Source organism: Acinetobacter faecalis (assembly GCF_034187745.1).
In the GTDB taxonomy this organism is placed as follows: domain Bacteria; phylum Pseudomonadota; class Gammaproteobacteria; order Pseudomonadales; family Moraxellaceae; genus Acinetobacter; species Acinetobacter faecalis.
This window is the reverse complement of the sequence record NZ_JAXHPF010000006.1, coordinates 22611-35669: the sequence shown is the minus strand read 5'-3', so window position 1 is coordinate 35669 and position 13059 is coordinate 22611. Positions and strand designations below refer to the sequence as shown.

The following is a 13059-nucleotide window of genomic DNA, read 5'->3' as shown; positions in this document are numbered from 1 at the left end:
ACTCCTAAAGTGAAAAAGATCCGTAATCAACTTACTTTTTTATATAAGAAATAGATAAATAAGTGCCAAGAATGATGAAAGATATCTAACTTAATCTATAAAATTTCTGTACTAAAACTTAGCTTTAACGAAAATTTTAAGCAGCGAATTTTAAGATTTTCTAGATTCACTCGAACTAGACTCAAGAACCAATTGATTCAAATTATTCTGCAAAGTACGTAAACGATCACTTGCTTCTTCACGTTTTTTTACACCTTCCTTCTGAATTTGAATCACATCATTAACCGTTTTAATGAGGGTATTTTGCACGTGTTCAAGTGTTTCAATATCTATCACTGAACGTTGATTCGCTTTTGCTGTATCTACCGAGTTTTGATGCAATAAATCTGCATTGCGCTTTAACAAATCATTGGTTGCATCATCAATTGTATTTGCCAGTTGAACGCTATTTTTTTGCTCTTGTAAAGAAATAGCCAAACTTATTTGGTTTTTCCAAGCAGGCAAAGTAATATTTTTTATGGCATAAAACTTATCGACTAACATTAAATTGTTCGACTGAATAATACGAATCATCGGCAAAGTTTGCATTGCAGATTGTTGTAAAACTTTTAAATCACTCACACGCTTTTCTAAGTTATTCGCAATATGATTCAAATCGTAGATCTTTTGTGTGGTGGTTTGGTCTGGAGTTTGATTGGTTAAAACAGCAATTTCCTGTTGAAGCTCTTGCTCTTTTAATTTTCCAGCAGCTATATAAATACCAAGCTGTTTATATTCATCTTGCACACCTTCAAACATTTTATCTAAAGTGCTTACACGTGCTTTTAAGCCATTTTGTGAGTTTTCAATCTCTTTCACCAAAACATCAATTTGCTCTTTAGTATTATTAAATTGGTGATCAAAATTTTGCTTAGCACCTTTTAATTTATTAAAAATATTGGATAAAAAACCAGAATCCTTAGACTTATTTAAAATACTCGATGTATTTAATTGCTGTGCAACTTGTACTACTTGATTCAACTTTTGCCCTGTTTCATCTAAGTCTTTATTTTGAACAAGGCTCAACAATTCATCTGTATAAGTTGATGTTTTACTCGCGATATTTTTTCCGTATTCAGCAACAGAATTATGACTTAAATCTGAAAGCTCTTTTTGTGCAACAAGCACTTCATTAAAATCTGATGCTTGTAAGCCAATTTCTTGCAAATTCAATTGCTGAAACTTTTGCTCTACTTGTTCAATCGAAGTTTCTACAACAACATGATTTTCAGAATTTGTCATATTTCACCTATAAGCTTATGAATTAGAGGGCTTCTCTAGTGATTTTTTTAAATTTCTAATCAAAGTTTCACGACTATTATCAAGCTTTTCAAGCTCTACTGTCGAATTACTTTGTCGACTCTGTTTAACATGATATTGCCATGCAGGAATTAAAACTTGTTGCGCTTCTTTAAAACGATCTAACAAGCCAAATGAAAGTTGTTGTGATAATTGCATTTGTGTAATTGCAATATCATTACTGGCTTGCAGTGTATACAAGGTATTAATTTTCTTGGATAATCTTTCAGAAAATTGATCTAAAGGATGAATGTCTTTCACAAAACTTGGATATTCCAAAAGAAACTCTTCCGCAGACACAATATATTGAAACATTTTCGAACGTAAACTAATAAGCTGCTTAAAACGCGCCTGTGATTTTTGGATTTCAATTTGCAATTTTTGGCTTAAATCATCTGCTCGATCTAACAATTCATTTAAGTTTTTATAGTACTCAATTTGGCTTGAACCATATTCAATATCTATTCCTAGCCATTTTTGTACTTTATTAAATTTACGCTTTTTCAAATATTTTTGAGACTTGGCTAACGCTTGAATTAACTGTTCAATTGTTTGGCTTAATTTCAAAGTTAAATAAGGATCTACACCATCTAATAATAAAGCCTGTGCTTGAATAATCGAGTCTGCATAATGATTTAACTTATATTGATCATTTAATAATGGCACTAAATCATCGCGTTTAATCGATAACACTTCGTTTCGATCAATGATAATTTCCTTTAACGGAACAAGATGCTCAATTTGTGACATTATTTAAAATGCTCATAAATACATTATTTTATAGTACTGAATCTATCTTATGATTTTGTTGAAGTTTTGCAATTAAAAAGTCTATTTAACTTCATAGTTTTATTACATAAATCATTCACATAAAAAAGCCATGAACATTCATGGCTAATTAGTTTCAACAACACATGAATTATAAGTAATTACCTTCACGCTCTGGTTGATAAAGCACTTTCTCAATTTTCACTTTCATAATATGACCATCTGGTTGAGGCCATTCAATTTCTTGCCCTTCAGATAATCCTAAAATTGCAGCGCCTACAGGTGCAACAACATTCACTTGCCCCTTTTCACCTTTAAAGTCATGTGGGTAAACCAAAGTTACTTCCGTAGATTCTTTAGATGGAGCAAGTGTAATAAGTACCTTCGCATTCATACTTACAACATTTGTCGGTACATCATTAGGTGCAACAACTTCTGCACGTGCCAATTCATCTTCCAAATGTTTCATAGTTGGAGTTAATACTGTCTGATGCTCAAGCATTGTTTCTAAACGATGCAAATCTTGTTCTGAAAGAATAATATTTGGTTTTGACATTAAATTTGTTCCTATACTTTTATAAAGCTTAGTTTGCACAGCCAATAAAATTATTTTTATTTCTCATTCTTTTATAACAGAAATAAAAAAGATTAGTTAACTTTTCATTTTTAATAGCTATAAAAAAAGCCCCCTTGAGGGGGCTTTTCTCAAGTAGAACTTATTTAGCGTAAACAGGGAATTTAGCGCAAACAGTTTCAACTTTCGCTTTAACAGCGTTAATAACAGCTTCGTCGCCTTTCGCATCTAAGATGTCAGCGATCCAACCTGCAAGGTCACGTACTTCTGCTTCACCAAAACCACGAGTTGTCACAGCAGGTGTACCAATACGGATACCAGAAGTAACAAACGGAGAACGTGGATCGTTTGGTACAGAGTTTTTGTTCACAGTAATGTGAGCAGCACCTAACCAAGCATCAGCTTCTTTACCTGTAATGTCTTGTTTAATTAAAGACAATAGGAATAAATGGTTTTTAGTACCACCAGAAACAACTTCGTAACCACGTGCAATTAATACTTCAGCCATTGCTTGAGCATTAATAACAACTTGTTGTTGGTAAGCTTTGTATTCAGGAGCCATAGCTTCTTTAAAGCAAATAGCTTTAGCAGCAACAGCGTGTACTAATGGACCGCCTTGGTTACCTGGGAATACAGCAGACTGTAATTTTTTCTCGATTTCTTCATTTGCTTTTGCAAGGATTAAACCAGAACGTGGACCACGAAGTGTTTTGTGAGTCGTAGTTGTTGTTACGTCAGCAATTTGAACTGGGCTTGGGTAAACGCCAGCAGCAACTAAACCAGCAACGTGAGCCATATCTACAAATAGGTAAGCGCCAACTTTGTCCGCGATATCACGGAAACGCTGCCAATCTACAATTTGGCTGTACGCAGAGAAACCAGCAACGATCATACGTGGCTTGTGTTCTACAGCTAAACGTTCAACTTCTTCGTAATCGATTTCACCAGTTTCTGGGTTTAAACCGTATTGAATAGCGTTGTAAGTTTTACCAGAGAAGCTTACTTTTGCACCGTGAGTCAAGTGACCACCGTGAGCAAGGCTCATACCCAAAACTGTATCGCCTGGGTTAAGAAGTGCTAAGTAAACAGCCGAGTTCGCTTGAGAACCAGCATGTGGTTGAACGTTAGCGTAGTCTGCACCAAAGAGTTCTTTAGCACGGTCAATTGCCAATTGTTCGATTACGTCTACGTATTCACAACCGCCATAGTAGCGTTTGCCTGGGTAGCCTTCTGCATATTTGTTAGTAAGTTTTGATCCTTGAGCTTCCATTACTGCTGGTGAGCAATAGTTTTCTGAAGCAATTAACTCGATGTGCGCTTCTTGGCGAGCATCTTCTTGAGTAATAGCTTTCGCGATTTCTGGATCAAATTCAGCAACTGAGATATTGGCAAACATTAGCGAGGTCCTATTAAATTAGGGCTTTTAAGCCGTGCTAAGATTGGCGCATAGTGTAACATGAAGTTTATAAATTTAGAGAATGAAGTTTGCTCACTTTTACATAAAATTTATGCATGTTTTCAAAAAAAACTCTTTTTTTAGTAAAAACAACTTATTGAAATGATATTGAAGTTTTGAAATATTGATTTAAATCATCAAAGTATAATTTTTCCAAAAATCATCATAATGAACAACTCTTCTCCCCCTCTTTATTCTGTTTAGATATTTATTAATCAATTTGAAATTTGAGGCAAAAATCAAGTTTAGACCATTCGATCAAACATAAAATTGAAGTCCTTGTTTTCATAAGTTATATTCAAGTTTTTAGCGTTATAGAAAAAAATCATGTATGAACTTGTTTTGTTAACACTTGGATTTATATTGGGCTTTTGCATTAAGGCACGTTTAAATAAATCTCAACCCAAACAAAATCATCGTTCATATTACCGACCAATGACTCATCAACAAAAATTACAACTCAAAAGTTACCATCAAACTGATAGCGACAGAATTCGTGAACTAAATCTTTTAAGTGCAAATGAAAGTGTATTTTTAAGATTACTCAAACAAACATTTATAGATTTTGACATCGCCATTAAACAAAAAAGATTTATTGTTTTAGACAAAGATAAAATGCCCTGCGCTATTTTTGAATATAGAGATGGCACTCAAGCCATTAAATTAGTCGATTGTGAAGATGGTATTCCCTTACATTTATATAAAGGCTTAATTTCTAGTTCAGAATTAAAAATAGACTATCAAAACATTATTTCTAAATATAAGTAGATTTTCGTTTCTATATCTTTGCATTTAATTGTCACCCATTAAACGATAATGTTAAATTCAACAGAATTACTAATTCTTTTGGAATGCGATATGCAAGCCATTATCCTAGATACAGAAACGCACACATTAAATGGTCAACCTATTGAAATTGCATATGCGCCAATTCACATTGAAAATGGCAAATTAACTTTAGATAAATCGAAATTATTTGATCAGCTTTATTCTGTAGATGAACCTATTTCTTTTGCCGCAATGGCGGTTCATCATATTTTAGAATCCGACTTGGTGAATCAACCACATTACACTACGTTCAAATTACCTGCAGAAACAACTTATATTATTGGCCACAATATTGATTATGACATTCGTGCGCTTGAAAAATGTGGTGTAAATAGCTCGAATATTAAAGCAATTTGTACGCTTGCTCTTGCGCGTAAAGTTTGGCCAGATGCTGAAGCACACAACATTTCTGCACTTATTTATATGATTACCAAAGGCAGCGAAAAAGCCCGCGATATGATTAAAAAAGCGCATCGTGCAGATATGGACATTATTTTAACTGCAAATATTTTAATGCATGTTGTTCATCAATTAAAAATTAATAGCATGGAAGAGTTATTTGAAATTTCTGAAGATGCTCGAATTCCAAGAACAATTAATTTTGGTAAACATCGTGGTACTCAAATTTCTGAATTGCCAGCCGACTATATTCAATGGTTGATGCGTCAAGATGACTTAGATCCATATCTTCGTAAGGCTTTAGAAAATAATGCAATAACAACATTATAATGTTTAACAAATCCTTCATATTAGTGTAATTTTCATTCATTAGCATATGCTTTAATTTATGTGGGGATAAATTAAAGCATGCAACATTTTTCAAAAACAGAATTAGGTCAACAAGTTCTAAAAGACCGCTCAATTCCATTAAATGCAAGACAAAGACAACTTTTATTACTTATTGATACACTCGATTTAGCCGCGGTAAACAGCGAGACAAAAACACGTATAGTTCAACCTGAAATTTTAGATTTTTTATATGAAAAAGGTTTAATTTATAATAAAAATGAACAAGTTTTAAAAACAGAAATCAATCATTCGAATGAAAGCACGATAATAAATGAACCTCATACCGATTCAATAGAAATTAAAAATACAGCAAATGAAATTGATGAAATCTTTTTTAATACTGAAGCCGAAGTAGCATTAAGTTTAGAAGAAGTAAAAGAGCTCATGAAAACAAGCTTACAACAATATTGTGGCTTGCTTGCGAAACCATTAATCACAAAAGTTGAACATGCTTTAAATGTCGATATGTTGCAACAATGCCGTATTCAATGGATTACACATTTACAAGAGTCAAGAATCCAACCAAATCAACTTAATTTGTACTTACGCCAAATTAATTATTCACTTGTAAAAATTACTAACAAATAATTTAGAGCTTTTAGCTGTAAGCTCATTCATAATTATGATTAACATAGAAGTAAAGCCTCCTCCACTTTACTTCTATCTTACTAATTTTTATAAAAATAATTAAATCACCAATCCATATTAAGTTTTATTTCTATTTTTAATACGACCTTATTTGTATATCACTTTTATGTAGTTTAAGAGATAACTCAGCATATCCTTTGTCTAGATTTAAGTATTATGCTGTATTCATTTGAATTTGATGAATTTGATAATCCAATGCATTTAAGCAAAGTTGGAAATTGGGTATTTACTTTTTTAAGCCCACAAAACCAACTGGATCATATTCAATTAGCAATGACGAATGTTATTCCAAGACAAGCAGTGTCTGAGCTTCAAGCACGTAGATTGGTCATAGAACAATTAGAAAATCAAAATATGTGGAATATTGTGCAACTTGAATGTTTTGATGGTGCAGCTCAACAGGAAATTTCCTTAGCATTAAATGATTTAAAAGCAAATCATATTTTCCAAGAGATCATGCGTGAATTTTCAAAATATGACGTAGAAATTAAATTACATTCCCCATCATAAAAAAAGCTCGCATTTCTGCGAGCTCTTGGTTGGAAGGCTAGTGCTGATTTCTTGTTTAAATAGTTAAACTCAATGAGCTGTCAGTGATCCGTCCAACTTCTTTGTAGTGTCTACACGACCTACTGTCCTTTAAATATAAAACTAGACAATAAAAACAACAAGATAGAAAAACATTTCTAAACGATAACGCATCTAAATATCTATTGAGTTTTTCTAGAATAAGTTCAAAATATTATGCTTATGATTTAAACAAAAATAATTTTCTTATCTTTTAAATACTTTGTTTTTAATTCTATCCATATTTGTTTTAAAATCTGCAAACTTTCCTTAGGTATTTAAAGCTACCTACCCTTGTTTGGAAAACATAATGATTGTGCAATATATTCTAAGTGACCTTTATCGATATTGTGGTAATACATCACTTAAATCTTTTATTAAAAATTACTTCTTTAATAGAGGCTTTAATTTTAGTTTTTGGTTGCGTATTGCAAGTTCAAAAACAATCATTGGTAAACTAGCTTATCCAATTTTTTATTATAAAAAGAAAAAATATAGTATCGATATTCACTGTAATACCAAAATTGGTTTTGGTTTATATATTGGGCACGGCGGACCTTTAGTTGTTAATCCAACTACAATTATTGGCAACAATGTAAATTTATCTCAATTTACAACCATTGGTGCTAATGGTGGAAAACAAGCCGCTATTATTGGCGATAATGTTTATATTGGTCCAAATGTCTGCATTATTGATCATGTAAAAATTGGTGATAATGCAACAATTGGTGCAGGAAGCGTTGTAACGAAAGATATTCCTGAAAATGCAACTGCTGTTGGTAATTATGCCAAAGTCATTAATTACAATAATGCAGGTCAATCGGTAAATAGACGTTGGATTATTCAATAATATTTTCAATTAAAAAACCGCCACTTAGGCGGTTTTTCAAAGTACTAAATTAGAATGCGAAACGAACACCAAAGCCATAAGAAACGCCATGTAAATCTGATGTGCTTGATTTATCATCAGCAACTTTCACACCGTTTTCATACGCTTTTAAGTTTTGATTAAATGACCATTTGTAACCTAATGTCGCATAAGCACCAAAGTTAGGCGTAAACATATAACCTGTTTCAACAGTTACAGGAATATAAAGATAATCACCATCTAATTTATAAGTATCTGTTCCATCAACTTCTGTTACCTTTAAATTTGCATAACCTAAACCTGTTGCACCTTGTACATAAACATTGTTTTGATTATAGAATTTATACTGAACACCCGCCGCAAATTGATCAAAATCTGCATCACCATCTTCTTGGTTTTCGTATTCTGCCCAAATACCAAAATTACTAAAATCGTATGCAGCACCAATTTCAAAACCATTTAAACGTGCATATGCGTTCGAATCGATTTTATTTCCTGCATAACCTAATTTTACTGAAAATTTATTTTGGTCTTGATTTGATGCATTAGATACATAATTTGGTGATGTACCTAGCGTTGCAGGCGCACTATTTTGAATAGTTAAAGGTTGATCTGCCAATGTAGCTGCTGAAACTAAACTTACCACCCCTGCTAAAATTAGCTTTTTCATATTATTAAACTCTTTGTAAATATTAAAATGAATGCAAAGAATATGTTTTTATCTAATTATAATAAATACTTATTTTTACTAATTGACAAAAACCATATTCCACATTTACTTTTAATTTTTTAGATGTTACTTATATAAAAAACTCCCTTAACAGGGAGTTTTTTAGTATGAATATAAGATAAAAATTAATTCAATTATTCACTTACATTTAAGCTAATAATTGTTCTATAAACATCTGCTATTGGTTTAACTTTTTCTTCTGTATCCGGCGAACTAACTGTCACTATATAAGCGCCAGTTTCAGAGAAATTTAAAATAACTTTACCCTTATTATTTGAAATAGTTTTCATCACTACATCTTTTTCGCCCAAACTTATATGTTGCTTTTCCACTTCTACATTAAAGTTTTTAGCTACTCTTCCCTTAACAGCAAGATCAATCATTAAAGGCTGATTTTTCTTTAATTCATTTGGATGAACTGAATATTCTAAGGTTAAATTTGCATCAGAGTTTTTAACTAACTTTGAGCTTTTCCCTTTTGAAAAATAAGTAATTACATCATCAAAACGCTTAACTGATACTTGTGGAGTTTTTTCATTAACTTCTAATTCTGAAATAAAATCACGTTCAGACAACGGCTTCAACTTTGTATCTTTCGTGTCTAAAACACGCAACCATCTTTGATCTAAATTTGCATATTTAATATCTGCTTTACGCTGACCAATCACTTGATATGTACCCTCTTGTGAGGTTTCCACATCTGCAACACTAACTGCTTTTGTATTGGTTAAAGGTAATACCTTTTTCTCTCCATTTGGATTAAACAAGCTAAATTCAAAACCTCGAATTGCCACTTCAGAATCAAATGGTAATTCTGCAAAACCTGCAAACACAGCAGTATGACCACCTGCAACAATAAAATTAGTTGGTGCCACAAATGGAGCATGGGAAAAACTATTTACAGATACCAAGCTCACGACCAATGCTAATAATGCTTTTTTCATTTTTAAATCCTTTTCTACAATAAAATAAAACATCTCAGAATTTAAAAACTAAGATGTTTTTATCTAAATATTTATTTGCTAATTGATTGATTAACTTGCTTTGCAAATTTTGTAATATCGCTCGCTTCAAGCGTTGGTTTACCTTTTGCAATGACTTTGAATTGTTGTACAGCAAGTTCTTGCATTTGAGTTTTTCCAGTTTCTATATTTTTATCAAAACGTTGCATAAATTCATTTACATATTCATGTTCTGTCACAACATAATCACCAGATGTATCTGTTGCAAAAAATTGTTGATCCCGAGCTGTTAAATAATCACCCAATGTTACATAGTTTTTGTCTTTTCCATATTGCTGAATAAACTCATTTCCGTTACTTGCCATAGGCATTGAAATAGGAAGCTTTATACGGAATCCATCATGCGTACCTTTATTTGCTGAATTAAGTTTTGCATCCTCAGCATTCACAATTCCGTCTTTATTTTCATCAAATTCATCAAATGTTTTTACACCTGTTTCTTGAAACTCTTTTAAGGTTAATTTTTGATCTCTATTTTTATCCAAAATGCCATAACGCACATAAGCTTGCTTTAAAGACATTTCACGACGTTGTTTTAATACTGGTTCTAAGCGTGATTGCTCATATTGAACAAATTGATCAATATTCGCTTTCTTATTTTCCTTAAACAAATTTGCATAATCTTGTTCATATTGTTGAACAATGCTCTTTGTATTTTTCTCTGGATGATAAAGTAAATACAAAGCATAAGCCTGCTGATATGTACTGTCTTTATTCGCTTTTTCAGCCGAGAAAACCGATACAGATGCACAAATTAATGAAAGGCTTAACGCAATTTTAGTGAGTTGTTTCATAAATATTTCTCTACAAATAGATGTCTTAATAGATGCTTTTATTACTATGTTTCTTTATTAAAATTTAAATTCAACGCTCGCAACAACATTACGCCCAGGCGCAGCAGCACGATCAATTAATGTTTGCTGATCTGTTGCCTTCAAAGTACCAACAGCCGAGTAGTCCCAGTAGGTTTTATCAAAAATGTTATTCAAAGCAACATTCAATTTTGTCGCTTTATTAATATTCCAATATGCGGATAAATCCCAAACGGTATAGCCATTAACCTTTTTATATTTAGTTTCTTCTGAGTTGGCTTGAAGTGAACTTACATCTCTACCTGCTGTTTTTGAACCAACTGCTGTTGTTGTTAAACCAAAACCATAAATTTTATTCGGATCATCATATGCGAAAGTAAAGCTACCTTTTTCAGGCTGAACCGAATTCATTCCTGTTTTATTACCATTATTGTCTTTAGCATGCCCTTTAGTTTTCCCTGCAACTAATGCCAAACTATATCCATGCGCTTGATCAATAAAATGACCTAAATCTACATGGGCATTAAACTCAGCTCCCCAAATTGCTGCATCGGCAATATTTTCAGCACGGTACACCAAGAAATAGCCAGGAATTTTATCTTCATGATTGTAGTAATCAATAAAATCACTATATTTTGTGTAGAACGTTGTCAAACCAAACTTCAAACCATCAATCGCATCATTTTTAAGACCAAGCTCAAAAGTATCACTGGTTTCTTTTTTAAGGTCAGAATTGCCCATCACTAAATATGTAGCACCATTGGATGTTTCATAAGATCCTCCCATCTCCATGGGTGATGGAATTCGAGCACCATGCGCATATTTTAAATATGTAAAATTCCCTGGTGTCATTTGGTAGCTTGCAGTCAAACCAGGTGCAACATAAGTAAAATCACGATCATGAATATTTGAACCAGATTTTTCAGGGCGATACTGTTGATGTTCAACACGTAAAGATGGTGTAACCGATAAAGCTTTTCCTTTTGGTTCGAAATCAAATTGATCAGATAAATACAAAGCATAACGATCTAATGTAGATGCTGTTAAATATGTGCCTGAAAAAGGTGGTTTCATTCCATTACTACGTATTTCATAACGATCACTGTCATATTCTTTACGTTCAAAGTTTAATCCATATCTTAATTTTTGATTTGCTACGGCTTTTTTAGCATCGAACTTTAATCCAAAACTTGTCTGGTCATAACTATTCCAAAAATCTCGAATATAGGTTCCAGTGTTGTAAATTGTTTGTGCTCTATTTTCTGACTTTTGATACCATGCTTTGGTTTTTAATTCATCAAACATGACAAATTCAGATGGTGAATAAATATCTTCTACAGAAAATGTTGTGCGTTCTATTTTTTGATTTTGTACAGCATCATCTGTTTTAAACATGCTTGATGCACTTGCATCGATGCCAAATGTTTTGACAGTTTTTCTATAAATATCAAGACTTGTATTTAATTGATGTTGATCATTTAAATTCCAACTTAAACTTGCTAAAGCCGCATCTAAGTTCCAATTTGCATCGAACGCTTTTGTCTTTGAGTTTCCATCTATTTCATGACCTTCTCTATGAGCATAAGCCACTAAAGCTTTAACTTTTTCATTACCAACAGTGCCTGTAACAGAAGTTAGCCATGCATCATCTGCTGAGCTATAACCAGCTTTTGCTGCACCATAAAAATTTTCTCCATTCTGTAAATAATCATTGGGAGATTTATTTTTAAATGAAACACGCCCGCCAATACCATCACTAGATGCATCAACCGTACCCGATGCAATATCAACTGACTGCAACATTTCTGGTTCTATATAATCTCGCCCCGCACCACGCTTACTCATGCTTGCAGCAGGAATATATGGACTTATGGCAGCTTCAGCTACATCGACACCATCAATATCTAAACCAATTCTATTTGCATCTAAACCACGAATATTAATACTACTTGTACCAGGGCTATCCATGTAACTACCACCTCCATAAACTGAAAATGGTGCTTTTACTAATGGAAGATATTTAACAACATCTGCCATATTTTGTACGCCTGTTTGCTCTAAACTTTCTTTATTTATGGATATTAAGGAACTCGCTTGCTTTTCATGTTCTGCATAAACAGTAATAGCCGGTAAAGATACTTTACTCTCCTTACCTTTTGCATGAGTTTGCGTAACAAACCCACCTCCCATAATGACTGATAAGCAAATTGTTAAATATCTTTGTTTTAATAGAATTTTTTGTGTATTCATTTGAATGAATCCATTTTATAAATGATGTTCTTCATCATTAATTGATTACTTTTAATTACTTAAAGCCATATTTAAAACCATACAACTCATAAATAATAATGAGAATCATAATCATTTATTCTATTATTTACAACAACCCATTTAAATAAGTCTTTTATTTTTAATAATATGATTTGCTATTTTAAGTTAAATTAAATTTTTTTATATGTTATGTATCAATGATTTAAAAATAAAATTTAACTAAAGGATTGTTAAATAATAAAGAGGAATTTCTACACGTTTCGGCGCTAGATAATAGGAAAATACCACCTCCATCCTAAATAATGAGTAGATATAAATTAAGTATTAGAGGCTACTTTAGAAGAAAGGGTTTTAAACTTATTAAAATAATCATTAATTTTTATTATAT

Annotated in this window: 13 protein-coding genes; 5 read left to right on the top strand and 8 right to left on the bottom strand. The window is 32.3% G+C overall.

Annotated features, from left to right (window positions below; all coding sequences use genetic code 11):
• Positions 1-150: 150 nt before the first annotated feature.
• The 4 genes from SKM54_RS07915 to glyA form a co-directional block, all read right to left on the bottom strand.
• Entirely contained in the window at positions 151-1281 is a 1131-nt protein-coding gene (locus SKM54_RS07915; RefSeq protein WP_321089988.1) for a toxic anion resistance protein, read from the bottom strand.
• A 15-nt stretch (positions 1282-1296) separates the two neighbouring features.
• Positions 1297-2088 carry a tellurium resistance protein gene (locus SKM54_RS07910; protein WP_154772444.1) on the bottom strand — a complete coding sequence of 264 codons (792 nt, stop codon included), beginning with the start codon at positions 2086-2088 and terminating at the stop codon, positions 1297-1299.
• Between the two features lie 169 nt (positions 2089-2257).
• Complete coding sequence (rnk, locus tag SKM54_RS07905) at positions 2258-2662, bottom strand: nucleoside diphosphate kinase regulator (RefSeq protein ID WP_154772445.1); 405 nt, start codon at positions 2660-2662, stop codon at positions 2258-2260.
• A gap of 160 nt (positions 2663-2822) precedes the next feature.
• Positions 2823-4076 carry a serine hydroxymethyltransferase gene (glyA, locus tag SKM54_RS07900; RefSeq protein ID WP_154772446.1) on the bottom strand — a complete coding sequence of 418 codons (1254 nt, stop codon included), beginning with the start codon at positions 4074-4076 and terminating at the stop codon, positions 2823-2825.
• A 387-nt stretch (positions 4077-4463) separates the two neighbouring features.
• Between glyA and SKM54_RS07895 the strand changes: the two genes are divergently transcribed.
• The 5 genes from SKM54_RS07895 to SKM54_RS07875 all read left to right on the top strand — a co-directional run bounded on the left by SKM54_RS07895 (position 4464) and on the right by SKM54_RS07875 (position 7818).
• Entirely contained in the window at positions 4464-4904 is a 441-nt protein-coding gene (locus SKM54_RS07895) for a hypothetical protein (RefSeq protein ID WP_321090845.1), read from the top strand.
• A gap of 90 nt (positions 4905-4994) precedes the next feature.
• Positions 4995-5693: an exonuclease domain-containing protein gene (locus SKM54_RS07890; RefSeq protein ID WP_154772448.1), complete on the top strand. Its 699-nt coding sequence runs from the start codon at positions 4995-4997 to the stop codon at positions 5691-5693.
• Between the two features lie 78 nt (positions 5694-5771).
• Positions 5772-6341 (top strand): hypothetical protein, encoded by a 570-nt coding sequence (locus SKM54_RS07885; protein WP_154772449.1) that lies wholly within the window; start codon positions 5772-5774, stop codon positions 6339-6341.
• A 216-nt stretch (positions 6342-6557) separates the two neighbouring features.
• Entirely contained in the window at positions 6558-6911 is a 354-nt protein-coding gene (locus SKM54_RS07880; protein WP_154772450.1) for a hypothetical protein, read from the top strand.
• A gap of 367 nt (positions 6912-7278) precedes the next feature.
• Positions 7279-7818 (top strand): serine O-acetyltransferase, encoded by a 540-nt coding sequence (locus tag SKM54_RS07875; protein WP_321095068.1) that lies wholly within the window; start codon positions 7279-7281, stop codon positions 7816-7818.
• A gap of 49 nt (positions 7819-7867) precedes the next feature.
• Here SKM54_RS07875 and SKM54_RS07870 read toward each other — a convergent pair whose 3' ends face one another.
• The 4 genes from SKM54_RS07870 to SKM54_RS07855 form a co-directional block, all read right to left on the bottom strand.
• Entirely contained in the window at positions 7868-8506 is a 639-nt protein-coding gene (locus SKM54_RS07870) for a hypothetical protein (protein WP_321095067.1), read from the bottom strand.
• Positions 8507-8700: 194 nt separating this feature from the next.
• Positions 8701-9510 carry a DUF4198 domain-containing protein gene (locus tag SKM54_RS07865; RefSeq protein WP_321095066.1) on the bottom strand — a complete coding sequence of 270 codons (810 nt, stop codon included), beginning with the start codon at positions 9508-9510 and terminating at the stop codon, positions 8701-8703.
• A gap of 71 nt (positions 9511-9581) precedes the next feature.
• Positions 9582-10382, bottom strand: a complete 801-nt coding sequence (locus SKM54_RS07860) for a hypothetical protein (protein ID WP_321095064.1) — start codon at positions 10380-10382, stop codon at positions 9582-9584.
• A 57-nt stretch (positions 10383-10439) separates the two neighbouring features.
• On the bottom strand, positions 10440-12650 hold the full coding sequence (locus SKM54_RS07855; protein WP_321095063.1) for a TonB-dependent receptor domain-containing protein: 2211 nt from the start codon (positions 12648-12650) through the stop codon (positions 10440-10442).
• Between the last annotated feature and the right edge of the window lie 409 nt (positions 12651-13059).